Origin of the sequence: Phytohabitans maris, assembly GCF_031085175.1 — a bacterium.
Classification (GTDB): Bacteria; Actinomycetota; Actinomycetes; order Mycobacteriales; family Micromonosporaceae; genus Phytohabitans; species Phytohabitans maris.
In genome coordinates this window covers 1-25,101 of the sequence record NZ_JAVHUY010000002.1, presented here as the reverse complement: position 1 = coordinate 25,101, position 25,101 = coordinate 1, and the positions used below count along the sequence as shown (strand labels likewise).

Genomic DNA, 25,101 nt, shown 5'->3' with positions numbered 1-25,101 from the left:
ATCAGGCGGCGGCGCTGACCGTCAGCTTCGTCAGGTCGACGCGGCCGTAGACGTCCAGCTCCAGCCCCTTGACCCGGGCCGAGTACCCGTAGTTGAGCTGGCCGAAGCGGAGCGGGATCACCGGCATGTCGCGGGCGAGGATGTCCTCCGCCTCCTGGTACTTCTTGATCGTCTCGCCCTCGTTGGGCGCCTGCATGGCGTCGTTGACGAGGTTGTCGAAGCGGGCGTTGCGGTAGCCGGCGTAGTTGGACGAGCCGGCCGTCGAGTACAGCGGGTTGAGGTAGCTCTCCATCGACGGGTAGTCCATCGGCCACCCCATCCGGAACATGCCCACGGCCTTGCGCTCCTCGACCTTGGCGAGCACGTCGCCGAAGCGAGGCTCGGCAACCGCCGTGCACTGGACCCCGAGGTTGGCCTGGAGCTGCGCGCAGGTCGCCTCGACCCAGGCCTTGTGGCCGCCGTCGTCGTTGTAGCTGATCTGCAGCGTGGCCGGCCCCTCCGCCTCGGTGTACAGGCGCTTGGCCTCGGCCGGGTCGAACTGGCAGGAGGCGCCGCAGCTGTTTTCCCGGTAGCCGCTCACCACCGGCGCGACGAACGAGCGGGCCGGCTGCTGCGCGCCGTGGAAGACCGACTTCACGATCGCGTCCCGGTCGATCGCCATCGAGATCGCCCGGCGCACGCTCCCCTTGAAGAACTCCGGCATGAAGGCCGGGAACGCGAGGAACTGGATCGTCGAGTCGGGGCTGCCGCCGGCCCGGCCGTCGAGGTCCTTCGCCGCCTGGCCGACCTTCTCGGCCGGGATCGTCCGGATCACGTCGAGGTCGCCGTCGCGCACCTCCTCGTACGCCTTGGTGAGGTTGTCGTAGATCCGGAAGGCGGCGCTGTCGACGCTGGGCTTGTCACCCGGGTACGCGTCGTACCGCTCGACCTCGATCGTCGACTTGTCTCGCCAGCCGCCCTTGAGCTTGAACGGCCCCTGCCCCACGAGCGCGTCCTCGAAGCCGTCGGCGAGCACGCCCGGCTCCTTCCACGCCGTGCTCGGCAGCGGGTAGAAGGCGACGTCGCCGAGCATCGCCTTGAACTCGGTGAACGGGGTCGAGAGCGTGACCCGGAAGGTACGGTCGTCCACCTTCTTGAGGCCGGAGAGCGTCTTGGCCTTCGGCTCCGCGACCGGCCGGGGTCCGGGGCCGTCGGGATCGGCGGCCTGCGTGTCGGCGTACCCGGCGATCTTGGCGAAGAAGTAGCCGTTGCTCTGCTCGTTGGGCGCGTACGCTCCGTAGTTCCAGGCGTTGATGTAGCTGTCGGCGGTCACCTTCTCGCCGTTGTGGAACGTGTAGCCGTCCTTGAGCGTGACGGTCCATACCTTGTGGTCGGTCGACTTGATCGACTCGGCGGCGAGCTCGCGCGGCCGGCGCTCGCCGTCGTACTGGACCAGCGGCGCGAAGAGCGCGGAGAGCACCTGGGCGCCGTCCGCGTCGTTGGCGTTCGTCGGCAGCAGGTGCCGCGGCTGGGCGATCTGCACGCTCACCGAGCGCGGGCCGGTGCCGCTCGCCGAGTCGCCGCCGAGCGGGTCACACGCGGTCAGGGCCAGCACTCCGGCCACCGGGAGGACCGCACAGACGGCGATCGTGCGTACCTGCATAACGTCCCTCACTCTTGCTTCGGCTACCTATGAGACCATTTGCGGCGTGACCGCGACACTCCTGGACGGTAAGGCAACGGCGTCCGCAATCAAGGACGAACTGCGGGCGCGGGTCAAGGCTCTTGCCGAAAGGGGCATAGTTCCGGGGCTGGGCACCGTCCTCGTGGGCGACGACCCGGGGTCACACGCGTACGTGCGGGGCAAGCACCGCGACAGCGCCGAGGTGGGCATCGCCTCGATCCAGCGCGAGCTGCCCGCCGACGCCACGCAGGAGCAGGTCGAGGCCGTGGTCGCCGAGCTCAACGCCGACCCCGCCTGCCACGGCTACATCGTTCAGCTGCCGCTGCCGCCGCAGATCGACACCCAGCGGGTGCTGGAGCTGATCGACCCGGACAAGGACGCCGACGGGCTGCACCCGGTCAACCTGGGCCGGCTCGTGCTCGGGTACGAGGCACCGCTGCCCTGCACGCCGCGGGGGATCGTGGCGCTCCTGCGGCGGTACGGGGTGGAGCTGCGCGGCGCCGAGGTGACCGTGGTCGGCCGTGGCACGACGGTGGGGCGCCCGCTCGGGCTGCTGCTCACCCGGCGTAGCGAAAACGCGACCGTCACCCTCTGTCACACCGGCACCCGCGACCTGGCCGCGCACACCCGCTCCGCCGGCGTCGTGATCGCCGCGGCCGGCGTGCCGGGCCTGGTCACGGCCGATATGGTCCGCCCTGGCGCGGTCGTGGTCGACGTGGGCATCACCCGCGTCGTCGGACCGGACGGCAAGGGTGTCTACACCGGCGACGTCGCCCCGGAGGTGGCCGAGGTGGCCGGCGCGCTGGCCCCGGTGCCCGGCGGCATCGGCCCGATGACCAGGGCGATGCTCCTGACCAATGTGGTCGAACGGGCCGAGCGCGGCTAGCCAGCTCAGCGTGATCAAAGCTCCCGCCAAGTCGCTAGAACGACTTGAGAAGAGCTTTGATCACGGGCGGGGGAGCGGCGCGGGACGCCCCGGAGCCCGGACCCCAATCCTTCCTCGCAAGCCGCTGTTCCGGCGGAATTTCTCCGGTCTTTCCCCGTCGCGGGCATCGATCGCTACCGAAGCTGACCGACCTGCAACCGTGACATCACGGCTAGTATTGCCTATCCTGACCAGGGGGATCGATGCTGCTTGAACTAAGGGGAACCGTCGTGAACCGTGTTGACTCGCGCCCACAAGGGTTCGGTCCACCAGGCCTCGATCCCACCCGGCTGGCACACCTCAGCCAGACGCCGTTGACCCAGATCGCCAGTGAGCACCCGAAGCTGATGGCGGCCGTCTGCCGCAGACTCGTCGACGACAGCGAGCCGACGCGCTTCCAATCCGGTATCTGACCCCCATCGTGTCGATGGTGGGCGCCGGCCAGCCGTTGCGGCCCCCGGCCTTGACCAACTACGTACTCAAGGTGCACAGCCGCTGTGATCTTGCTTGCGATCACTGCTATGTCTACCAGCACGCCGACCGTGGCTGGCGCAAGCGTCCACACGCGATGGCGCCACGCACCGTGCGAGCGTCCGCGCGGCGGATCGCCGAGCACGCGGCAACCCACCGGTTGAGCCAGGTCCACGTCGTACTGCACGGCGGCGAGCCGCTGCTGCTCGGCGCCGGCCGGCTGCGCGAGGTGCTCGCGACGCTCCGGGCCGCGATCGATCCCGTCACCGACCTGCGGCTGCACATGCAGTCCAACGGCGTGCTGCTGTCGCCGGCGTTCTGCGAGGTCCTCGCGGAGTTCCGGGTCGGGGTGGGCATCTCGCTCGACGGCGACCGGGCGGCCAACGACCGGCACCGCCGCTTCGCCAGCGGTGCGAGCAGCCATCCGCAGACCCTGCGCGCCCTCGCGCTGCTGCGCCGGCACCGGCAGATCTACGCGGGGATCCTCTGCACGATCGACGTCGAGGCCGACCCCATCCGGGTGTACGAGGCGCTGCTCGCCGAGGAGCCGCCCCGGATCGACCTGCTGCTGCCGCACGGCACGTGGGACAACCCGCCGCCGCGCCCCGGCACCGACCCGACGCCGTACGCGACCTGGCTCGGCCGGGTCTACGACCGCTGGGTCCACGACGGGCGGCCGGTGCCGATCCGCCTCTTCGACTCGTTGCTGTCGACGGCGGTCGGCGGGCCGAGCTTCACCGAGGCGGTCGGCCTCGACCCCGCCGACGTCGCCGTCATCGAGACCGACGGGTCGTGGGAGCAGGCCGACTCGCTGAAGACCGCGTTCGACGGTGCCGCCGCGACCGGGCTCGACGTGTTTCGGCACGCGGTCGACGAGGCGGCCCGCCACCCGGGCATCGCGGTCCGCCAGCTCGGGATCGGAGGGGTCAGCGATACCTGCCGCAACTGCCAGGTGGTGCACCGGTGCGGTGGCGGGCTCTTCGCGCACCGGTACAGGTCCGGCAGTGGGTACGACAACCCCTCCGTCTACTGCGCAGATCTCAAGGAGTTCATCGCCCGCATGGACAGCACACCCCCACATGCGAACGGTTCGGTGCCCGCGACCGTCCTGGACGAGCTGGGCTCCGGGTACGGCGACGTGTCCACGATGGAGTATCTGGCGGCCGCGCAGGTCTCCATCACCCGGGCGCTGGTGGCGGCGCTGGGCTCCGCCACCGAGGCACCGGTCGCCGTCGAGGGGTGGCAGCTGCTCGGGCGGCTCGACGCCGAGCGGCCCGCGGCCGTGGCCCGGGTGTTCGCCCATCCGTACGTCCGGGCCTGGGCGGTGCGGTGCCTGCGGGGCGAGGCCGACGTGGGGTACCTCGCCAGCCTCGCGGCCGCGGCCGCCGTGTGGGCCGGCGAGCCGCTGGAGGTGGCGGTCCCGGTGCGGGACGGGATGCTGCACCTGCCGACGTTCGGCCGGCTGCTCCTGAGCCCGGACGCCGGGCCGACCGTCGCCCTCACGACCACGCCCGGCGGCTTCGAGGTGCGGGCCGGCGGCACCGTCCACACGGTATCCACGGTGGACGGTGCGGCGGTGGCGCCCGGCTGGCAGCCGGTACGGCGCCTCGACGGCGACGGCCTGACGGTCGAGCTCGAAGACGTCGACCCGTACCGGGACTGCTACGACGAGCCCGTCGCCGCCCGGCTGGACCCCGCGGCGGTCGAGTCGTGGCGGCGCCTGCGGGACGGCGCCTGGCACAGCGTCAGGAAGTACGCGCCTGGGCACGTTCCCGGGCTGCGGGTGGCGTTGCGGGCGCTGACGCCGCTGCGTCCGGACGGCACCGGGCTCCAGCGCAGCGCGACGAGCCGGCACGCGTTCGGCGCGGTGGGCGTGGCCGGCGTGCCGGACGGCGACGCCCTGGCCGTCCTGCTGGTCCACGAGGTCCAGCACCTCAAGCTCGGCGCGGTGCTCGACCTCTGCGACCTGGTCGACCCGGCCGCGGGGCTCCAGCTGGAGGTCGGCTGGCGCGACGATCCGCGACCGCTCGAAGCGGCGCTCCAGGGCACGTACGCGCACCTGGCCGTCGCCGACATCTGGCGGTCCCGCGACGAAGGCGGCGCCCACTTCCGCCGCTACCAGGGCTGGGTCCGGTCGGCGCTCGACTCCCTTGTCGACACCGGCGCGCTGACCGCCGAGGGTGAGCGCTTCGTCGGCCGGATGCGCGAGTACGCGGAGTCCTGGTGACCTGCACGATGCTTGTAGGGAGTACCTACGATGGTGGAACGCGACACGCCCGGTCGGCAGGGAGAGCGTCACAGTGAACGGCGACGAGTTCGAGCTCGAGCCGGGAATGCCGCTGTTCTTCCTCAGCTACGCGCATGTCAACGCCACCCGCGGCGAGGTAAACCGCTTCTTCGAAGACCTGTCGACCGACGTCAACGAGCTCGTCGGCAGGTCGGTGGGGGCCGACCCGGGGTTCATGGACAGCGTCATGAGCGGTGGCGAGCACTGGTCCCCGGAGCTGCTCCGGGCCACCGGCACCTGCCAGGTCTTCGTGCCGCTCATCTCCGCCTCGCTGGTGCGCAGCTCGTGGTGCGGCATGGAGTGGGACGCCTTCGCCCGCCGCAAGCGGGTGCGGCGGCAGGACCGCCGCGCCGACAACGCGACCGGGATCGTCCCCGTGCGGTGGTCGCCGACCGAGCTCGTCGACCTGCCCGCCGTCGTGCAAAAGATCCAGTGGTTTTCGCCCGGCCGGCTTCCCGACCCGAAGCTTCCCGCGCTGTACGAGCAGGCGGGGCTCTACGGCCTGCTCAAGCTCGGCCTCGACCGGGAGTACCGGGCAGTCGTCTGGTGGCTCGCGCAGCATGTGGTCGGGATCTTCCGCTCCCACTGGGTGACCGCGCAGATTCCGTCCGGCCCCGAAGAGCTGCGCAACGTCTTTGACGAGGAGGTGACATGAGCCCGACGAAGGGCACGTACTTCTTCCTCAGCTACGCGCGCGCGGCGCCGCCCACGGACAACGCGCGGACCGACACCGACACGTGGGTCCGGGAGTTCTTCCGGGATCTGTCGCAGGAGGTGCGGCAGCGAGCCCGCCAGCAGCCGGGTGTCGAGATCGGATTCCTGGACCTGGAGGTGCCGCCCGGCTCCGACTCGCGGGCCGCGCTCGCCGCCGCGCTCGGTGCGGCCCAGGTCTTCGTGCCGCTCTACTCGCCCGGCTACTTCGGCAACTCGTGGTCCATGCGCGAGCAGGAGTCGTTCCGCACCCGGACGGCCGCCGCCGGCTCGCCGTCCGACCGGGTCATCCCGGTGCTCTGGGTGCCGTTCCCCTCCTGGGAGACCAAAGTGGAGGTCGAGCGGGCCCGCGAGCTGGGGACCGGCATCCCGGAGTACGCCGAGAACGGCATGCGTGCCCTGCGCATGCTGAGCTACTACGACGGCCCGTACCAGGTGGTCCTGGAGCGGCTGGCCGGCCGGATCGTCGACCTGGCCGAGCGGCACCCGCTCGCGCCCTCGCTGGCGCCCGACCCGCACGACGACCGCCTCCCGGTCGAGCGGGAAGTCGCCTTCGAGGTGACCGTCCTGGCCCCGACCAAGGCCGACCTGCCCCCCGACCGCACCGGCGACAGCTACGGCGAGACGAGCGCGCAGTGGCGCCCGTTCAGCACCCGGCAGGCGCTGCCCATCGCGGAAGACGCGGCGAGCACCGCCGAGCGGCTCGGACTGCCGACCCGGATCGTCAGCTTCACCGAGGCGGGCGGGCCGGTGGCCGGCCGCCCAGCGGTGCTGCTCATCGATCCGTGGGTGATCGCCGGCTCGGGCGGTGCCCAGGCGCTGCGCACCGTGGCGCAGGACCTGCCCGACTGGGTCGTCCCGCTCATCGTCGTCAACGAGGACGACGCGCAGCACACGGCGCGCGGCGAAGGGCTCGCCGACGAAGCGGCCGCTATCCTTTTCGCGGCCGACGCGCGGCGACCGGAGCGGGTGGGGCAGGTGAGCGAGTTCGTGCGCATCATGCCGAGCCTCGTCGCCAAGGCGCGCCGCCAGTACCTGAAGAACGCGCCCGTGTTTCCGTCGGACGGGAAACCGACCGAGCGGGCGAGGCTGACCGATCCGACACCCTGAGCTTCCGCAAGCCAAGGAAGAGACCTTCCGCAAGCCAAGGAAAAATCGATGACTGATACACGTGCGGGTCAGATCGTCACGTTCTACTCCTACAAGGGAGGCACCGGCCGCACCATGGCGGTCGCCAATACCGCCTGGATCCTGGCGGCGAACGGCAAGCGGGTGCTGGTCGCGGACTGGGATCTGGAGTCGCCGGGGTTGCACCGGTTCTTCCGGCCGTTCCTCGACCAGAAGGTCGTCGACGGCACCGAGGGCATCATCGACCTCATCCGGGCCTACGAGGACGAGACGGCGAAGTACCGGGAACGCCCCGACGGGTGGTACGAGGAGTACGCGAGGATCCGCAGCGCGTTCACCGTCAGCTGGTCCTTCCCCGGCGGCGGCTCGCTCGACTTCCTCTCCGCCGGCCGGCAAAACGGCGACTACGCGGCCACGCTGAGCGGGTTGGACTGGGACACCTTCTACGACCGGCTGGGCGGCGGGCAGTTCCTCGACGCGCTGCGCGCCCACATGAAGAGCAAGTACGACTACACGCTGATCGACAGCCGCACCGGGTTGAGCGACGTGGCGGACATCTGCACGATGCACCTGCCCGACCTGCTGGTCGACTGCTTCACCCTCAGCGACCAGGGCATCGAGGGCGCGGCCCGGGTCGCCCGCCGGGTCCGCAGCTACAACCGGCGCGCGATCCAGATCCTGCCCGTGCCCATGCGGGTCGACACGGCCGAGAAGGAGAAGGTCGACGCCGGCCGTGCCTTCGCCAAGCGGAGCTTCGGCGGCCTCCCCTCCGGCATGAACGAGGAGGAGCGCGACGCGTACTGGGCGGCGGTCGAGGTGCCCTACAAGGCCTACTACGCCTACGAGGAGACGCTCGCCACGTTCGCCGACGAGCCCGGGTCGCGCACCTCGCTGCTGGCCGCGTTCGAGACGCTGACCGGCTACGTCACCGGCGGCGAGATCCGGTCGTTGCCGCCGCTGGAGGAGTCGGTGCGCCTCCAGCAGAAGGCGCGCTTCGTTCGCAAGATCCCGGAGTACCTGGACGAGGAGGTCGTCCTCGAGCACGCCCCGGCGGACCAGCTCTGGGCCGAGTGGATCGAGCTGGTCCTGCACGACGCGGGGGTACGGGTCCGCGACCGTGCGGCCAGCGACGCCCCGGCGGAGGCCCGGCGGGCGAGGCCGCGCCGGCTGGTCATCGTGTCGGGCGCGTTCGTCGCGGCGGACGACTCCCCACCGGCGCGGGAGCAGCCCGGCACGCCGTCGCCGTTGGCGATATACGTCAGCGACCTGCGCCCGCTGCCGGAGTTTCCGCCCGAGACGTCCACCAGCATCTTCGGCCTCTCTGAAAAGATCGCGGCGGACCGCATCCTGCGCCTGCTCGGCCGGCAGGGGCCGGTGGCCGAGGGGTCCTCGCCGGCCGGCGCCCGCTTCCCCGGCAGCGAGCCGCGGATCTTCTCCGCGCCGACCCGCAACGCGATGTTCACCGGCCGGGAAGAGGAGCTGCTGCAGCTGCGGGCAAACCTGCGCTCGCTCGGCACCACCGTGGTCCTGCAGCCGCGCCAGACGTCGGCGACGCTCCCGGTCGCGTTGCAGGGGATGGGTGGTGTCGGCAAGACCCAGCTCGCCCTGGAGTACGCGCACCGGTTCCGCACCGCGTACGACATCGTGTGGTGGGTCACGGCCGAGCCGGCCCAGTTCATCGACACCTCGCTGGCGGACCTGGCCGACCGGCTCGGCGTACCGGAGGAGTCGAAGACCGCCGACAAGGCCCGCTGGGCGCTACAGACGCTGCGTCGGGGCGAGCCGTTCGGCCGCTGGCTGGTGGTCCTCGACAACGCCGAAGACCTGGACCACGTCAAGCGGTTCCTGCCCGAGGGAAACGGGCACATCATCATCACCTCCCGAAACCCGGCCTGGACCAACCACGCCCGGGGGATCCAGGTCGACGTCTTCCGGCGGGCGGAGAGCATCGAGCACCTCCGCCAGCGGGTCGCGGGCATGACCGGGCCGGAGGCCGAGCAGGTGGCCGAGGTCCTCGGCGACCTGCCGATCGCGATCGCCACCGCGGGTGCCTGGCTCGCGGAGACGCTCACACCGGTCGCCGAGTACCTGCGGCAGATCGAGCGGCACGGCCCGCGGGCCCTGGCGGGCACCGCGGACGCCACGAGCGGTTCGGCGGTGGAGGCGACGTGGGACCTGTCGCTGAGCCGGCTGCGGTCGCAGTCCGAGGCGGCGTACCGGCTCCTGCAGCTCTGCTCGGTGATGGCGCCCGAGATCGCGCTGGACCTGGTCAACAGCGACGAGATGGCGGCCGCGCTGGCGCCGTTCGACCCGTCGGTCACCGAGCCGATGGTGCGGGCGGCCCTGATCCAGCGCACCAACCGGCTGGCCCTGATCAAGCTCGACCCGCACAACCAGCAGATGGCGGTCCACCGGCTGCTGCAGGCGGTGGTCCGGGAGCGGATGTCGGAGCAGGAGCTGCAGGAGGCCCGCCGGCAGAGCCACCGGGTGCTCTACGCGTCACGGCCGGACGGCGAGGTCGACAACCCGTCGACCTGGCCCCGGTACCGGACGCTCTGGCCCCACCTCGAGGCATCCCGCGCGCTCGACAGCACCGACGAGAAGATGTGGCAGCTGCTCGTCACCCGCGTGCGATACCTGTGGCTGGCCGGTGACCTGGCCGAGGGGGAGAAGTTCGGCCGCCAGGTGGAGGCGGCGTGGCAGGCCCAGCTCGACCGCTGGCCGGACACGGACGAGGCCCACGTGCTCCGCCGCCTGCTGCTGTTCCTGCGCTTCCACATCGGCAACATCCTCCGCTCGCAGGGCCGCTTCGAGGAGGCCAAGAAGGTCAACGAGGACGTCCTGGAGGCCCAGCGGGAGCTGCTCGGCCCGCAGCATCCGCACACGCTCATGACCGCCCGCGGCCTCGCCGCCGACCTGCGCGGCCTCGGCAGCTACAGCGAGGCGCTGGGCATGGACGAGAAGGCCTACCGGGACTGGGTCGACCAGTTCGGCGAGCTGCACCCGCAGACGCTGGTCGCCGCCAACAACCTGGCCGTCTCGTACCGCGCGGTGGGCAACTTCCGGGACGCCCGCAGCCGCGACGAGAAGGTCTACGCACGGTTTCAGATCGTGCGCGGCATCGACCACCCGAGCACGCTCCAGTCGGCCTCGTGTCTCGGCCGCGACCTGCGCGAGGCCGGGGAGTACGAGAACTCGGTGAAGCTGCTCCGGGAGGTGCTGGACAGCCTGCACCGGGTACTGGGGCCGGAAGCCGCGGACTCCCTCCGGACGAAGGCCAACCTCGCCGTCTCCCTGCGCAGCGCCGGCGACGCGGCGGCGGCGGCACCCCTGCTCGACGACGCGTACGACCGGTTCCAGCAGCGCTTCGGTCCGTCCAATCCGGACACCCTGGCCTGCCGGCTGAGCCGGTCGGCAAACCTCCTGGCGATCGGGGACGTCGACCGGGCCCTGGTGGAGATGGAGGAGGTGGCCGACGCGTACGAGAGGTACCTCGGCGAGAACCACCCGCACACGCTCGTCTGCGTCACGAACCTCTCCGCCGCGGCCAGCGCCACGGGCGACCTGGAGCGCGCGCTCGACCTCGCCCAGCGGGCCAGCCGCGAGTTCGAGCGTGCCCTCGACAACGAGCATCCGTACACGCTGGCGGCCGCGATGAACCTGGCCAGCTGCCACGCCGAGGCGGGCGACCTCGAACTGGCATACAGCCGCATGCGAGAGGTCGGCGCGCGGATGGCGAAGGCGCTCGGCGTGGAGCATCCGGACACGCTCTGCTGCGAGTCACACGTCGGGATCATCGGCGGGTGGCGTGGACCGGCCGCGTCCAGCACCGCTCCGGCGCCGACGATCGCGCGGCTGATCGAGACGATCGGGCGCCACCACCCGACAGTCCGGACGCTACAGGACGGGAAGCTGGTGCACCGGGTGCTGGACCCGCACCCATTCTGACGGGGCCTCGGGCGTCGAGCCGTCGCCTGGCCGACCGCTGTCTACAGTGGCCGGTCGGGCCTCGGCGAGCCAGGCCAGGATGAGCGGGAGGAACTCGACCGCGGTGAAATGGCCGGCGCCCCGCTGCACCTGCATCTCGGCGCCGGGGATCCGGGCCGCGAGCCACTCGGTGTGCTGCACCGGCGAGAAGGTGTCGGCGTCGCCGTGCCAGAGGCGGACCGGCACCCGGATCGTCGAGAGGTCGAAGCCCCACCCCTTGCGGAACGCGGTCACGTCGTCGATCCAGCCGCCCGGGCCGGGCCGGGTCGCCTCCCGGTAGCTGGCGGTCAGCTGCCGCCGGATCGCGATGTCGTCGATCACGCGGTGGTCCATGTCGCAGAGCGCGGGGCGCAGGTGCTCGACGAGGCTCCGCGGATTCTTGCGGGTGACGCGGGCTCTCGCGGCGAGCTGGGCCGCATACGCCGAGCCGTCGGCGTCGACCGACCGGTACTCCTCGGTATTGAGGTTGGTCATGTCCTGGTGCCAGTCCAGATCGGACGCGTCGGCCGGCGCGATGCTCACCATCGCCGCGGCGCGGGTGACCCGGTCGGGCAGCAGCGCGGCGCAGGCCAAGGCGTGCGGGCCGCCACCGGAGCGGCCGACGACGGCGAAGCGGTCGAAGCCCAGATGGTCGGCGATCGCCGCCACGTCACCGGCGACGTCGGCCACCCTGCGCCCCTCGTGGCGGTCGGAGCCACCGTATCCGGGACGGTCGTAACAGATCAGCCGCACACCCATCCGGTACAGCACGATGCCGCGGGGCTTGGGCCCGCTGCGGCTCCCCGGCGTGCCGTGCAGAAGGAAGACGGGCAACCCGTGTGGTGCGCCGGTAACCTCAACGGCCAATCTGCGGCCGTCGGAGGTCTTGACCACCGTCGGGGTCGGCTGCGCCGAGGCCACTACGCCTCCCTTTCGATCGAGAAGGGAACTACCTCGAGCCACAACCGGAGGGCCCCCTCAACCTAACAGGTTAGGCTCCCGCGGGTAACGAGTCACCATCGCCAAGGACAGTCGCGGTCCGGAAAAGTTGTTGGGCCCCTACGACAACTGTCGATCTCTCCCCGCCCACACGGGCCGGGAGCGGGGCAGATACTCCGCGGTGCGGGGCACGGCGCGGCGACGTGACCAAATCTTACCTTTTGCCCATGATCGTAACATGCGGCTCCCTATCGCAATTTTGGCGTTGTCCCTGGTAGTCGTACCAGTACCGGCAACAGCGGCGCCTACCGACGGGCTCGTGGCGGCGGTCGTCGCACGGCTCGGAAAGGGTGTGCAGGTCAGCGTCGCGGCCCGGAGCACCAGCCAGTGGGGCTTCGGCACGGCGGTGCGGCCGGCGCCGGCGGCCGAGCACGCGTACCCGGAGGGCTGGCTCTTCGTCGCCAAGCGGCAGGGCGGCGGGTGGCGGGTCGCGCTGGAGGGCGAGGCGGAGTTCGCCACGCTGGGCGCGAGCGCTTCGATCCTGAGCGGCGACGAGCGGCGCACGCTCGGCACCGCCAAGCTCGACCGGCGCGCGGCCCAGGCCGCCAACGACCGGCGTACCGGGATGCGCCTCCCCTTCGCGCTCGGGCAGACCTGGCGGTACACCGGCGGCCCGCACCCGATGAACGGCAGCGTGCGCAGCTCGATCGACATGGCCGGCGGCGACGGCAAGGTGCTGGCGGCCCGGGCCGGAGTGGCGTACACGATGTGCAAGTCCGGCAAGGGCTGGGTGCGGGTGGTGCACGACCGGGGCTTCGCCACCGACTACTACCACCTCGAAGGCAACATCAAGGTGGACGGTCAGCGGGTGGCGGAAGGTACGTTCCTCGGCAACATCGGCAACGACGTCTCCTGCGGCGGCCGCTCCACCGGCAAGCACGTGCACTTCTCGCTGCGGCGGGACGGCGCGTACGTGGCGATCGACAGGTATGCGTTCGGCAAATGGGTGATCCTCTCCACCGGCGCGGCGTACGAGGGGGCGGCGCTGCACGGCTCCAAGCGGGTGGCGGTCGGCGGCGGCCTGTACAACTACGGCGCGCTCGGCCTCACCCAGGGTGTGGTCGACACCGACGGCGGCGCCCGGCTCAACCGCCGCTCCGGGCCCGGCACCAACAACCGGATCGTCGGGAAGCTGGCCGACGGCGACACCGTGACGATCGCCTGCTCGGCCCGCGGCACCCGGCACACCGGCCGGAACAGCTACACCACCGATCTATGGAACAGGCTGACCGACGGCAGTTGGGTCAGCGACGCGTACGTGTGGACCGGCACAGGGTCACCGGTCAACGGAAACTGCACTTAGCACGGCTGATACGGTCCGGAAAAGAGTGCCGTCCGGATCAAGGAGTGAGACGACCATGGGCAAGAAGGTCACCGTCGTCGGCGCCGGCTTCTACGGCTCCACGACGGCGCAGCGGCTAGCCGAATACGACATCTTCGACACGGTTGTGCTCACCGACATCGTCGAGGGCAAGCCCGAGGGCCTCGCGCTCGACATGAACCAGTCGCGGCCGATCGAGGGCTTCGAGACCAAGGTCGTCGGGCAGACCACCGGGCCGAACGGCGAGGGGTACGAGGCCATCGAGGGCTCGGACGTCGTCGTGATCACCGCCGGCCTGCCCCGCAAGCCCGGCATGAGCCGGATGGACCTGCTCGGCGTCAACGCCAAGATCGTGCGGCAGGTCTCCGAAAACGTCGCGAAGTACGCCCCGAACGCCGTCGTCATCGTCGTATCCAACCCGCTGGACGAGATGACCGCGCTCGCCCAGATCGCCACCGGCTTCCCCAAGAACCGGGTGCTCGGCCAGGCCGGCATGCTCGACACCGCCCGCTTCACCCACTTCGTCGCCGAGACGCTGGCCGTACCGGTGGCCTCGGTGAAGACGCTGACGCTCGGCTCGCACGGCGACACGATGGTGCCGGTGCCGTCGAAGTGCACGGTCAACGGCAAGCCGCTCGCCGAGCTGCTCCCCGCCGACAAGATCGAGGAGCTGGTCGTCCGTACCCGCAACGGCGGCGCCGAGGTCGTGGCGCTGCTCAAGACCGGCTCGGCGTACTACGCGCCGTCCGCGGCCGCCGCCCGGATGGCCCGCGCCGTGGCTGAGGACTCCGGCGCCGTACTCCCCGTCTGCGCGTGGGTCGACGGCGAGTACGGCATCTCCGGCGTCTACCTCGGCGTCGAGGCCGCGATCGGCGCCAACGGCGTCAACCGCGTGGTCGAGACCGACCTCACCGAGTCGGAGCTGGCCGGCCTGAAGGAGGCCGCCGAGGCGGTCCGCGCCAAGCAGGCCGACGTAGCCACGCTCTAGCTCCCGTGATCGAAGCTCCCGCCAAGTCGCTAGAACGACTTGGCGGGAGCTTCGATCACGATCGGGTTACCACTGAAATGCCCGGCCGCCCGGCTTCCACCAGGAACTGGGCGGCCGTTCGCACCGTCGACTCCTCGGCGCGCACGGTGTCGACGAGGCGCAGCGAGCTGAGCATGCGCTCGCGCGTGACGTCGCAGACCACGTAGCCGCGCTGGTTGTCGATGTACTTCCAGTGCGGGCTCTCCGCCATGATCGGGTCGTACGTCTGGTGGAACGGCACCGGGTCCGCGTTGCCGCCCGAGGTGATCGACGTACCGGTGATCTCGGCGCCCACCACCGGCGAGGTCGGGTCGTCGAAGTCCGGCCTGAGGTCGCACACCCACGTGCAGTGGCGGTCACCGGTGAGCACCACCGGATTGTCCACCTGGCCCGAGCCGAAGAACTCCAGCAGCCGCCGCCGCTGCACCCGGTACCCGTCCCAGTTGTCCAGGTCGTAGACCTTCTCCGGCCCGGCCCGGCGGTCGTTGGAAGCCCACATGACCTGGTTGGCCAGGATGTTCCAGGTGCTGCCCGAGCTGCGCAACCCGTGCACCAGCCACCGCTCCTGCTCGGCGCCGGTCATGCTGAGCGCGGGGTCGTTCGCCGCCTCGATCGTGGCCGGCTGGTCGCTGCGGTACTGCCGGGTGTCCAGCACGTGCACGCTGGCCAGCCCGCCGAAGCGCAGCCGCCGGTACAGGCGCATGTCCAGCCCGCGCGGCGTGGACTCCCGGCGCAGCGGCATGTGCTCGTAGTACGCCTGGAAGGCCGCCGCCCGCCGGGCCCGGAACGCCTCCGGCGACTGCTGGTCGGGGTCCTGCGGGATCTCGTCGGCCCAGTTGTTGTCGACCTCGTGGTCGTCGAAGGTGACGATCCACGGGAACGCCGCGTGCGAGCGCTGCAGGTCGGCGTCCGAGCGGTACTGTGCGTGCCGGTTGCGGTAGTCGGTGAGCGTGATCGGCTCGCCGGTGCCTTCGTGCACCCGGAACGCCGCCGGGTTGGGTGGGCCCTCGTAGATGTAGTCGCCGAGGAAGGCGACGAACGCCAGGTCCTCTTCGGACAGGTGGCGGTGGGCGGTGTAGAGCCCGGCCTGGTAGTCCTGGCAGCTGGCGAACGCGAAGCGCAGCTCGCGCGGCCGGGCGTGCTCGGCCGGTGCGGTACGGGTGCGGCCGGCCGGCGAGATCTCGCTGCCGGCGCGGAAGCGGTAGTGGTACACGCTGTCCGGGCGCAGGCCGCGCACGTCGACGTGTACCGAGTGGCCGAGGTCCGGGTGGGCGAGCGCGACGCCGCGCCGGCGTACGCGGTGGAAGCGCTCGTCCTCGGCGACCTCCCACTGCACCAGCACCGAGCGTGCCGGCATACCACCCCCGGCCAGTGGCTGCGGGGCGAGGCGGGTCCAGATGACGACGGCGTCCGGAAGCGGGTCGCCGGAGGCGACGCCGAGCGTGAAGAGGCCGGACGGGAGCGGCCCGCCGGCGGTCGAGGGGATGTGCGCCTCGACGCCGCCGTCGGGGGAGAGCAGCATGGGTCCGACCACGAGGCCAGCGCCTGCGGCGACGAAGCGTCGCCGGCTTAAGGGGTACGGGTTAGCCATGCACTGACACTCGTAGATGCCGGTGAATCGCCCCTTACACCAGGACGAACGGCTCGCTCAGGTGTGGTGTGGCGAGAGTGATGCCCGCTTTCAACAGCTTCGTCCGGGAGTCCCGCGCCGTCTCCGGGTCCATCTCGTGCGCGTACGGGGTCTCGGGCGCCACGAGCTGGACCACGTGCACCAAAAGATCGCCCGTGACGAGGAGCTGCCGCTCGCCGTACTCGACGAGCACTGACTGATGCCCCGGCGTGTGGCCGGGCGTCGCGATCGCGGTGACCCCCGCGGAGATCGGGACGTCCCCGTCGACGAGCCGCAGCTGGCCGGTCTGCGTGAGTGGCGCGAAGAGGCGCTCGTCCAGCTCCGGGCGGCCGAGGGCCGCGGCGTCGGCGCGCTGGAGCAGGTACGTCGCGTTCGGGAAGTACGGCGTCTGGACGACGGCCCAGCCGATGTGGTCGGTGTGCAGGTGGCTGAGGACGACCGTGTCGACCTCGGCGGGGTCGATGCCGGCGGCGGCGAGCTCCGCCGGGAGGCGGCCGGGGACGGGGGCCCAGCTGGCCGCGAGCGAGTCGGCCGGCCCGATGCCGGTGTCGACCAGCGTGACGCGGTCGCCGTGCCGGATCGCGAAGCACCGGAAGCGCAGCAGCCACTGGCCGTCCGCCGTGACCGCGCCCCGGTCCCGCTCGTCGGCCCGCGCCCACAGCTCGGGGCTGACCTGCGCGAACGCCTCTTCGCGCGGCTGGAAGAAGGTGCCTTCCCCGTCGTGCAGGGCGACGACCGTCGCCGGACCGAGGGTGCGGGTGACTGGCATGCTGGGCAGTTTAGGCAGCTTCCGGGTCGGCCTCCTGTGATCGAGGCTCCCGTCAAGTCGCTAGAACGGCTTGGCGGGAGCCTTGATCACGGCCGTTCACCCCGACTCCGAAAGCTGTCCTGGCTGTGCAGTACGCTCGTACTGCTTAATAACTGCCCGGAGAGGAGCGCCGGCTCGATGGCGAAGATCAAAGTAGCGAACCCCGTTGTCGAGCTCGACGGCGACGAGATGACCCGGATCATCTGGAAGCAGATCCGGGAGCAGCTGATCCTGCCCTACCTCGATGTCGAGCTCGAGTACTACGACCTCTCGATCCAGTACCGCGACGAGACCGACGACCAGGTCACCGTCGATTCGGCCAACGCCATCAAGCGCCACGGCGTGGGCGTCAAGTGCGCCACCATCACGCCCGACGAGGCGCGGGTGGAGGAGTTCGGCCTCAAGAAGATGTGGCGCTCGCCCAACGGCACGATCCGTAACATCCTCGGCGGTGTCGTCTTCCGCGAGCCGATCATCATGGCGAACGTGCCGCGCCTCGTGCCCGGCTGGACCAAGCCGATCATCATCGGCCGCCACGCCCACGGCGACCAGTACAAGGCGACCGACTTCGTGGTGCCCGGGCCGGGCACGGTGACGATCACGTTCACGCCCGAGGACGGCTCGGCGCCGGTGGAGTTCGAGGTCGCCAAGTTTCCCGGCGGCGGCGTGGCCATGGGCATGTACAACTTCGACGACTCGATCCGCGACTTCGCGCGCGCCTCGTTCCGGTACGGCCTGGACCGCAACTACCCGGTCTACCTCTCCACCAAGAACACGATCCTCAAGGCGTACGACGGCCGCTTCAAGGACCTGTTCGCCGAGGTGTTCGAGGCCGAGTTCAAGGACCAGTTCGCGGCGGCCGGGCTCACCTACGAGCACCGCCTGATCGACGACATGGTCGCGGCCGCGCTGAAGTGGGAGGGCGGCTTCGTGTGGGCCGCCAAGAACTACGACGGCGACGTGCAGTCCGACACGGTGGCGCAGGGCTTCGGCTCGCTGGGGCTGATGACCTCGGTGCTGATGACGCCCGACGGCCGTACCGTCGAGGCCGAGGCGGCGCACGGCACGGTCACCCGGCACTACCGGCAGTGGCAGAAGGGCGAGAAGACCTCGACCAACCCGATCGCCTCGATCTTCGCCTGGACCCGGGGCCTGGCCCACCGGGGCAAGCTGGACGGCACGCCGGCGGTCACCGAGTTCGCCGACAAGCTCGAGCAGGTCTGCGTCGAGACCGTCGAGGGCGGCCAGATGACCAAGGACCTGGCCCTGCTCATCTCGCGCGACGCACCGTGGCTGACCACGGACGAGTTCATGAACGCGCTGGACCAGAACCTGTCCAAGAAGCTCGCCTGAGTTTCCGGTGTGCCCCTCTTCGGCCGTTTGAGGCGGCCGGAGGGGGGCATTTCCGTGCCGCAGTACGCGAGAAGTGGGGCGCGGGGGGCCCGGGACAGGGCCCCCCGCTGGGAAGGGACGGCAGGCTGTTCGCCACAGCCGTAAGACCGACGGCCGGCGCGGTGGGCGGCCCTGACCGGCGATCTCACCGGACGTGACTGGCACCACGTCCACACGTACTAACGACTCCTTCGATCCCGGGTGACGGCTCGGCGCGGAACGCAGGCGTGCGGTACTGTTCAATTCTGTTCGCTTGCGTGCGGACGCCGGGCCGCTTGCCCGCGCCCGGGGAGCTGCTCGTGGCGGACGCCGGGTCGCTTGCGTGCCGACGTCGAGGAGGGGCTGGTGGCGCTCTGGTTCGGCGGGGACTACAACCCCGAGCAGTGGCCGGAGAGCGTGTGGCCGGAAGACGTGCGCCTCATGCGCGAGGCGGGTGTCAACCTCGCCACCGTCGGCGTCTTCGCCTGGGCGTGGCTGGAGCCGGCCGAGGGGGTGTACGCGTTCGACCGGCTCGACCGCGTCCTCGACGGCCTGCACGCCGGCGGCATCCGCGTCGACCTCGCCACCGCCACCGCGTCGCCGCCGGCCTGGTTCTCCCACGCCTACCCGGAGACCCTCCCCGTGGACGCCGGCGGCCGGCGCCTCACGTACGGCAGCCGCCAGGCGTTCTGCCCCAGCTCGACCCGCTACCGGCAGGCGGCCGCCCGGCTCGCCGAGCAGCTGGCCCGCCGCTACCACGACCACCCCGCCCTGGCCATGTGGCACGTCCACAACGAGTACGGGTGCCACAACGCCCACTGCTACTGCGACGCCTCCGCCGGGGCGTTCCGCGAGTGGCTCCGCGGGCGGTACGGCGACCTGGACGCGCTCAACGAGGCGTGGGGCACCGCGTTCTGGTCGCAGACGTACACGGACTGGGCCCAGGTGCAGCCGCCCCGCGCGACGGTCACCTCGTCCAACCCGGGACAGGTGCTCGACTTCAAGCGGTTCAGCTCGGACGAGCACCTGGCCAACTTCACCGCCGAGCGCGACCTGCTGCACAAGCTCTCGCCGGGCGTGCCGGTCACCACCAACCTGATGACCGCCGCCTGCTTCGACCTCGACTACTGGGCCTGGGGCCGGGAGATGACCGGGCCGGACCGGCTGGTCTCCAACGACCACTACCTGGTCGGCGACGACCCTCGCGAGCCGCCGGCGCAGTCCGCGTACGCGGCCGACCTGACCCGCTCGCTCGGCGGCGGCGCGCCGTGGCTGCTGATGGAGCACTCCACGAGCGCGGTCAACTGGCAGCCGCGCAACCTCGCCAAGCGACCCGGTCAGCTGATCCGGGAGAGCCTCGGCAACGTGGCGCGCGGCTCCGAGGGCGCGATGTTCTTCCAGTGGCGGGCCAGCTGGGCCGGCTCGGAGAAGTGGCACTCGGCGATGCTGCCGCACGCCGGCACCGACTCGAAGATCTGGCGCGAGGTGGTGCGGCTCGGTGCCCACCTGTCCAACCTGTCCGAAGTGGAGGGTTCGCGCACCGTCGCGGACGTGGCGCTCCTGCTCGACTACTCCAGCGCGTGGGCGCAGGAGGCGCGCAACCAGCCAAGCGTCGACATGGCCGCGTTCGCCGAGATCATGCGGTGGCACGCGGTGCTGTGGCGGGCCGGCGTCAGCGCCGACCTCGCCCACCCCGGCGCCGACATTTCCGGGTACCGGCTGGTGCTCGCCCCCGCCCTCTACCTGCTCACCGCCGCGGCCGCGGGCAACCTGTGCTCCTATGTGGAGGGTGGTGGCACGCTCGCCGTGGGGCCGTACAGCGGGCTGGTCGACGAGCACGACCGCGTCCACCCGGCACCGCTGCCCGGCGCGCTCGCCGGCCTGCTCGGCGTGCGGGTGGAGGAGTTCTACCCGACGGCCGAGCCGGTGCCGCTCGACGACGGCTCGACCGGGACACTGTGGACGGAGGCGGTCCACGCGGCCGGCGCCGAGGTGCTCGCCCGGTACGCGGCCGGCCCGCTCGCCGGCGGCGCCGCGCTGACCCGCAACGGCACCGCCTGGTACGCGAGCACCCGCCTCGCCGACCCCGACCTGGCCCGCTGGCTCGGCGCCGTGGCGGATACGGCCGGTGTCGCGCCCACCCACCCGGTGCCGTCCGGTATCGAGGCGGTCCGCCGCCGGCACGCCGACGGCCGCACGTACCTGTTCCTGATGAACCACGCCGACGCCCCCGCCCAGGTCGAGGCCGCCGGCCTCGACCTGCTGACCGGCGCGACCTGGACCGGTTCGCTCGACGCCGGCGGCGTCGCCGTCCTCCGGGAGGGCTGATGCTCGCGCCACAGCGCCAGGCCGCGATCCTCGACCGGGTGCGAGCAGCCGGCGGGGTACGGGTCAGCGACCTGGCCGCCGAGTTCGGCGTCTCCGACATGACGATCCGCCGCGACCTGGAGGCGCTCGCCGACCGTGGCCTGCTCGCCAAGGTGCACGGTGGCGCCACGTCCATGCACCCCGGCTCCACCGACGAGCCGGGCTTCGCGGCCAAGTCCATCCGGCAGCGTGCGGAGAAGGCCGCCATCGCGGTCCGGGCCGCGCAGCTGGTCACTCCCGGCACGGCGGTCGCCCTTTCCGCGGGTACGACCACCGCGGAGCTCGCCCAGCGCCTGGTCGACGTGCCCGAGCTGACCGTGGTGACCAACTCGATCCCGGTCGCCGACGTCTTCTACCGCGCCGGCCGGCCGGACCAGACGGTGGTGCTGACCGGCGGGGTGCGTACCCCCTCCGACGCGCTCGTCGGCCCGGTCGCGCTCACCGCCATCCGCTCGCTCCACCTGGACGTGCTCTTCCTGGGGGTACACGGGATGAGCGAGCGCGCCGGCTTCACCACGCCCAACCTCATGGAGGCGGAGACCAACCGCGCGCTGGTCGCCGCCGCCGAGCGGCTCGTGGTGCTGGCCGACCACACCAAGTGGGGAACCGTCGGCATCTCGTCCATCGCCGAGCTGTCCGAGGCCCACGTCGTGGTGAGCGACGGCGGGCTGCCCGCGCCCGCCCGGGCCACCCTGACCGAGCACGTCGAGGAGTTGGTGATCGTCCCGTGAGGAAGGTGTCCACCAGGCTGGCCGACGGCCGCGAGCTGATCTACTACGACGAGCGCGACGACGTCGTACGCGAGTCCGTGGACAAGCGCGACCTGCCGCCCCCGCCGCCCGCCTCCCAGCTGCGGTACGACGCGCTGGTCGACGAGTGGGTGGCGATCGCCGCGCACCGGCAGACCCGCACCTTCCTGCCGCCGCCCGACGAGTGCCCGCTCGACCCGTCGCGGGACGGGCGGCAGACCGAGATCCCCGCCTCCGACTACGACGTGGTGGTCTTCGAAAACAGGTTTCCGTCGTTCAGTGACCGCCCGGTGGACCTGCCGGAGGGCATCGTGGCCCGGCCGGCCAACGGGCGGTGCGAGGTGGTCTGCTTCACCTCCGACCACAGCGCGTCGTTCGCCACGCTGCCGCCGTCGCGCGTGCGCACGGTGCTGGAGGCACAGATCGACCGCACGCTGGCACTATCCACGCTGGACGGTGTGGAGCAGGTGTTCTGCTTCGAAAACCGGGGCGTCGAGATCGGCGTGACGCTTCACCACCCGCACGGCCAGATCTACGCGTACCCCTTCGTCACCCCGCGCACCCGCGCGATGCTGGCCGCCTTCCGCGGCCGCCCGGTCTACTCCGAGATGCTGGCCGGCGAGCGCGCGGCCGGCGTACGGGTGGTGGCGGCCAACGAGCACTGGACCGCGTTCGTGCCGGTGGCCGCGCGGTGGCCGTTCGAGGTGCACGTCGCGCCGCACCGCCGCGTGCCCGACCTGCCCGCCCTCGACGACGCCGAACGTGACGCGTTCGGCCCGCTCTACCTGGACGTGCTGCGCCGCTTCGACGCCCTCTTCGACCTGCCGATGCCGTACATCTCCGCGTGGCACCAGGCCCCGGTCCGCAGCGGGCGCGAGGAGAGCCACCTGCACCTGCAGCTCTTCAGCATCCGGCGGGCCGCCAACAAGCTGAAGTACCTGGCCGGCTCCGAGTCCGCCATGGGTGTCTTCATCAACGACATCGTCCCCGAGGACGCCGCCAAACAACTCCGCGAAGCCCTCTGACCCGTGGCGGTGGGTAACCGCTGGAATGTTGTCGTACTCGCAGCCTAGATTCGGTGCGTGGACCTGCGTGTAGCGGTGGGTGAGGGCGTTCATCTGCGGGTGCGCCGGCACGACGGCGCGCGCGAGCCGTCCTTCCTGCTCGTGCACGGCCTCGCGTCCAATGCGCTGCTCTGGGACGAGGTGGCCGCCGAGCTGGCCAAGGCCGGCCACGGGTCCTACGCGGTCGACCTGCGCGGCCACGGCGAGTCCGACCTGCCCGACACCGGCTACGACGCGGCCACCGCGGCCGCCGATCTGGAGTCCGTCGCCACCGCGCTGGAGCTGCGCGACCTGGTGGTGGCCGGGCAGTCGTGGGGTGGCAACGTCGTGGTCCGGCTCGCCGCCGAGCACCCCGCGCTGGTCCGGGCGCTCGCGCTGGTCGACGGCGGGTGGATGGACCTGTCCACGCAGTTCGCCACCTGGGACGAGTGCGCGGCGGCGCTGCGCCCGCCGGACGTCGACGGGCTGCGGGTCGACCAGATGCGGGGCTACCTGCGGCGCGCGCACCCCGACTGGTCCGCGGCGGCGGTCGAGGCGACGGTGGCCAACCTGCGGGTCAACCCCGACGGCACGATGAGCCGGCGGCTGCCGATCCCGCGGCACATGGAGATCGTCCGCGACATGTGGGAGGACCCGCCGCAGCGGTTCTACCCGGCACTCGCGATGCCGGTGCTGATCGTGCCGGCCGTGCCCGCCGACCCCGAGCGGGCGGCGCGGAGCCGGGCGCGGGTCGAGGCCGCGGCGCGGGCGCTGGCCGACGCCGCCATCCGGGAGTACCCGGGAGGCGACCACGACCTGCACGCGCAGCACCCGCGGGAGCTGGCGGCCGACCTGCTGAGGCTGGCATGAGCGGCCTCCACCAGGCGGGCGGGCTCCTTGTGATCATGGGGTCGGGCGAGACCGCGCCGACGATGGTCAAGCCGCACCGGGCGATCCTGGAGCGGGTCGGCGAGCGGCGGGCCGTGCTGCTCGACACGCCGTACGGCTTCCAGTCCAACGCCGACGACATCTCGGCACGCGCGGTCGCCTACTTCGCGGCCAGCGTCGGGCGGCAGATCGAGGTGCTCTCCTGGCGCCGGCCGCCCGCCGACACGCTGGAGCGGGAGCGGGCGCTGACCACGTTCCGCGAGGCGGGCTGGGTGTTCGCCGGGCCGGGCAGCCCCACGTACGCGTTGCGCCAGTGGCGCGACACCCCGGTGCCCGATCTGATCGCGGGCAAGCTGCGCGACGGCGGCGTGGTCTGCTTCGCCAGCGCCGCCGCGCTGACGCTGGGCAGCCACGCCATCCCGGTGTACGAGATCTACAAGGCCGGCGTCGAGCCGCACTGGGTGCCCGGGCTCGACGTTCTCGCACCGCTGCTCGGCTTTCCCGTCGTGATCATCCCGCACTACGACAACGCCGAGGGCGGCCACCACGACACCCGCTTCTGCTACCTCGGCGAGGGTCGGCTGGCCGCGATGGAGGCCGAGCTTCCCGAGGAGACGCTGATCCTCGGCGTCGACGAGCACACGGCGGTCCTCTTCGACCTCGCGGCCGGCACGGCCTCGGTGCTGGGCAACGGGCGTTTCACGATCCGGCGCGGCGGCGAGAGCACCATCCACCCGACCGGCTCGGTGATCGGCATCGCGACGCTGGCGTCCGGCGGTGCCCGGGCGATCGCCACCGAGGCCGCGCCGGCGGACGCGCCGCCACCCGACCCGCCGCCCGAGTCGTCGCTCAAGGCCGCCGCCGGCGCGCTGGCGGCCCGCTTCGACGCCGCCCTGGCCGGCCGCGACGCCGACGGCTGCGTGGCCGCGATCCTCGACCTGGAGCAGATCATCGTCGACTGGGCCGCCGACACCAACATCTCCGACGAGGGCGAGCAGGCCCGCGCCGTGCTCCGCTCGATGGTGGTCCGGCTCGGTGAGCTCGCCCAGGCCGGCGCCCGCGACCCGCGCGACGTGCTCGGGCCGTACCTGTCGCTCCTGCTCGACCTGCGTGCCAAGGCCCGCGCCGACCGCGACTTCGCCACCTCGGACCAGATCCGCGACCGCTTGGCCGCCGCGGGCGTCGAGGTCCGCGACACCCCGACCGGCCCGGAGTGGTCGGTTTAGACGATCTATTCCAATATGAGGTACCGCGATGCCCGTCGTGGTCCGGAACCCAACGCCACTCATACTGATTCGATCAAGGCCGTGAGCTGGGCACGGTCGGCAGTGTCAGCCTGTTGACCGGCCCGGCCCGCGATCGGTCAGGGACAGCACCGGGCGGGCGTCGAGATCGTGGTACGCAGCTGCCCTCAGGCGGGCCGATCCGTACCACGATCTACTGGGACGATCCCGATCGAAGTGTCGATCATGGGATCGTCGCGGTCGCCCGGGATGCACCGTCGGCCGACCTTGATCAACTCAAGCTGACTGGCGTTGGGTCCGGACCGTTGCTCCCGCGACCTCAGCCTCCGCGCTAGGCGACCGCAACCCACCCGGCCCCGACAGGCCCGCCCGAGGCGTCAGGTGGCACTGGCCGTCGGTCAAGGACCGAGTCTCTGCTCAGCGGTACTGGAAGTACGTTATGGCGGCCTCATAACGTACTTCCAGTACCGCTGAGCGAGCCCACCCTTGGAATAGATCATCTA

18 protein-coding genes are annotated in these 25,101 nt (G+C 71.5%); 14 read left to right on the top strand and 4 right to left on the bottom strand.

Annotated elements, in window-relative coordinates; translation table 11 throughout:
* Nucleotide 1 precedes the first annotated feature (1 nt).
* Entirely contained in the window at nucleotides 2-1,642 is a 1,641-nt protein-coding gene (locus tag RB614_RS01820; RefSeq protein ID WP_308710542.1) for a peptide ABC transporter substrate-binding protein, read from the bottom strand.
* Nucleotides 1,643-1,688: 46 nt separating this feature from the next.
* On the opposite strand from RB614_RS01820, the gene RB614_RS01815 reads away from it, so the two are divergent.
* The 6 genes from RB614_RS01815 (at nucleotide 1,689) to fxsT (ending at nucleotide 11,133) form a co-directional block, all read left to right on the top strand.
* Complete coding sequence (locus tag RB614_RS01815; protein ID WP_308710541.1) at nucleotides 1,689-2,549, top strand: bifunctional methylenetetrahydrofolate dehydrogenase/methenyltetrahydrofolate cyclohydrolase; 861 nt, start codon at nucleotides 1,689-1,691, stop codon at nucleotides 2,547-2,549.
* A gap of 269 nt (nucleotides 2,550-2,818) precedes the next feature.
* Nucleotides 2,819-3,001: a hypothetical protein gene (locus RB614_RS01810; RefSeq protein WP_308710540.1), complete on the top strand. Its 183-nt coding sequence runs from the start codon at nucleotides 2,819-2,821 to the stop codon at nucleotides 2,999-3,001.
* Nucleotides 3,002-3,015: 14 nt separating this feature from the next.
* On the top strand, nucleotides 3,016-5,286 hold the full coding sequence (locus RB614_RS01805) for an FxsB family cyclophane-forming radical SAM/SPASM peptide maturase (RefSeq protein WP_308710823.1): 2,271 nt from the start codon (nucleotides 3,016-3,018) through the stop codon (nucleotides 5,284-5,286).
* A gap of 73 nt (nucleotides 5,287-5,359) precedes the next feature.
* Nucleotides 5,360-6,001, top strand: coding sequence for a TIR-like protein FxsC (locus RB614_RS01800; RefSeq protein ID WP_308710539.1), 642 nt, complete (start codon nucleotides 5,360-5,362; stop codon nucleotides 5,999-6,001).
* On the top strand, nucleotides 5,998-7,167 hold the full coding sequence (locus RB614_RS01795) for a TIR-like protein FxsC (RefSeq protein ID WP_308710538.1): 1,170 nt from the start codon (nucleotides 5,998-6,000) through the stop codon (nucleotides 7,165-7,167). The genes RB614_RS01800 and RB614_RS01795 overlap by 4 nt, the downstream gene beginning before the upstream one ends.
* A gap of 48 nt (nucleotides 7,168-7,215) precedes the next feature.
* Nucleotides 7,216-11,133, top strand: coding sequence for an FxSxx-COOH system tetratricopeptide repeat protein (gene fxsT / locus RB614_RS01790; protein WP_308710537.1), 3,918 nt, complete (start codon nucleotides 7,216-7,218; stop codon nucleotides 11,131-11,133).
* Here the strand turns inward: fxsT and RB614_RS01785 are convergent.
* Entirely contained in the window at nucleotides 11,083-12,072 is a 990-nt protein-coding gene (locus RB614_RS01785) for an alpha/beta fold hydrolase (protein ID WP_428982902.1), read from the bottom strand. The genes fxsT and RB614_RS01785 overlap by 51 nt on opposite strands.
* Nucleotides 12,073-12,409: 337 nt before the next feature.
* On the opposite strand from RB614_RS01785, the gene RB614_RS01780 reads away from it, so the two are divergent.
* Nucleotides 12,410-13,453, top strand: a complete 1,044-nt coding sequence (locus RB614_RS01780; protein WP_308710535.1) for a peptidoglycan DD-metalloendopeptidase family protein — start codon at nucleotides 12,410-12,412, stop codon at nucleotides 13,451-13,453.
* Nucleotides 13,454-13,508: 55 nt separating this feature from the next.
* Nucleotides 13,509-14,459 carry a malate dehydrogenase gene (gene mdh / locus RB614_RS01775; protein ID WP_308710534.1) on the top strand — a complete coding sequence of 317 codons (951 nt, stop codon included), beginning with the start codon at nucleotides 13,509-13,511 and terminating at the stop codon, nucleotides 14,457-14,459.
* Nucleotides 14,460-14,514: 55 nt separating this feature from the next.
* On the opposite strand, the gene RB614_RS01770 is transcribed toward mdh, so the two are convergent.
* Complete coding sequence (locus RB614_RS01770) at nucleotides 14,515-16,020, bottom strand: alkaline phosphatase D family protein (protein ID WP_308710533.1); 1,506 nt, start codon at nucleotides 16,018-16,020, stop codon at nucleotides 14,515-14,517.
* 103 nt (nucleotides 16,021-16,123) lie between these two features.
* Complete coding sequence (locus RB614_RS01765) at nucleotides 16,124-16,897, bottom strand: MBL fold metallo-hydrolase (RefSeq protein WP_308710532.1); 774 nt, start codon at nucleotides 16,895-16,897, stop codon at nucleotides 16,124-16,126.
* Nucleotides 16,898-17,074: 177 nt separating this feature from the next.
* Here RB614_RS01765 and RB614_RS01760 point away from each other — a divergent pair, with 177 nt between their 5' ends.
* The 6 genes from RB614_RS01760 to RB614_RS01735 all read left to right on the top strand — a co-directional run bounded on the left by RB614_RS01760 (nucleotide 17,075) and on the right by RB614_RS01735 (nucleotide 24,580).
* Nucleotides 17,075-18,289, top strand: coding sequence for an NADP-dependent isocitrate dehydrogenase (locus RB614_RS01760; protein WP_308710531.1), 1,215 nt, complete (start codon nucleotides 17,075-17,077; stop codon nucleotides 18,287-18,289).
* A gap of 357 nt (nucleotides 18,290-18,646) precedes the next feature.
* Entirely contained in the window at nucleotides 18,647-20,635 is a 1,989-nt protein-coding gene (locus RB614_RS01755) for a beta-galactosidase (RefSeq protein WP_308710530.1), read from the top strand.
* The gene (locus RB614_RS01750; RefSeq protein WP_308710529.1) at nucleotides 20,635-21,405 is read left to right on the top strand and encodes a DeoR/GlpR family DNA-binding transcription regulator; all 771 of its coding nucleotides are present in this window, start codon (nucleotides 20,635-20,637) and stop codon (nucleotides 21,403-21,405) included. The genes RB614_RS01755 and RB614_RS01750 overlap by 1 nt, the downstream gene beginning before the upstream one ends.
* A 5-nt stretch (nucleotides 21,406-21,410) precedes the next feature.
* On the top strand, nucleotides 21,411-22,448 hold the full coding sequence (gene galT, locus RB614_RS01745; protein WP_428982900.1) for a galactose-1-phosphate uridylyltransferase: 1,038 nt from the start codon (nucleotides 21,411-21,413) through the stop codon (nucleotides 22,446-22,448).
* Nucleotides 22,449-22,505: 57 nt separating this feature from the next.
* On the top strand, nucleotides 22,506-23,336 hold the full coding sequence (locus RB614_RS01740; RefSeq protein ID WP_308710527.1) for an alpha/beta hydrolase: 831 nt from the start codon (nucleotides 22,506-22,508) through the stop codon (nucleotides 23,334-23,336).
* Nucleotides 23,333-24,580 (top strand): CysS/YqeB C-terminal domain-containing protein, encoded by a 1,248-nt coding sequence (locus RB614_RS01735; RefSeq protein WP_308710526.1) that lies wholly within the window; start codon nucleotides 23,333-23,335, stop codon nucleotides 24,578-24,580. The genes RB614_RS01740 and RB614_RS01735 overlap by 4 nt, the downstream gene beginning before the upstream one ends.
* Nucleotides 24,581-25,101 lie beyond the last annotated feature (521 nt).

What these genes read in the sequence shown, in the direction of transcription:
- RB614_RS01770 (WP_308710533.1), bottom strand. Translation starts at nt 16,020, where the DNA reads ATGCTGCTCTCCCCCGACGGCGGCGTCGAGGCGCACATCCCCTCGACC.
- mdh (WP_308710534.1), top strand. Translation starts at nt 13,509, where the DNA reads ATGGGCAAGAAGGTCACCGTCGTCGGCGCCGGCTTCTACGGCTCCACG.
- RB614_RS01735 (WP_308710526.1), top strand. Translation starts at nt 23,333, where the DNA reads ATGAGCGGCCTCCACCAGGCGGGCGGGCTCCTTGTGATCATGGGGTCG.
- RB614_RS01795 (WP_308710538.1), top strand. Translation starts at nt 5,998, where the DNA reads ATGAGCCCGACGAAGGGCACGTACTTCTTCCTCAGCTACGCGCGCGCG.
- RB614_RS01805 (WP_308710823.1), top strand. Translation starts at nt 3,016, where the DNA reads ATGGTGGGCGCCGGCCAGCCGTTGCGGCCCCCGGCCTTGACCAACTAC.
- RB614_RS01820 (WP_308710542.1), bottom strand. Translation starts at nt 1,642, where the DNA reads ATGCAGGTACGCACGATCGCCGTCTGTGCGGTCCTCCCGGTGGCCGGA.
- RB614_RS01765 (WP_308710532.1), bottom strand. Translation starts at nt 16,897, where the DNA reads ATGCCAGTCACCCGCACCCTCGGTCCGGCGACGGTCGTCGCCCTGCAC.
- RB614_RS01760 (WP_308710531.1), top strand. Translation starts at nt 17,075, where the DNA reads ATGGCGAAGATCAAAGTAGCGAACCCCGTTGTCGAGCTCGACGGCGAC.
- RB614_RS01750 (WP_308710529.1), top strand. Translation starts at nt 20,635, where the DNA reads ATGCTCGCGCCACAGCGCCAGGCCGCGATCCTCGACCGGGTGCGAGCA.
- fxsT (WP_308710537.1), top strand. Translation starts at nt 7,216, where the DNA reads ATGACTGATACACGTGCGGGTCAGATCGTCACGTTCTACTCCTACAAG.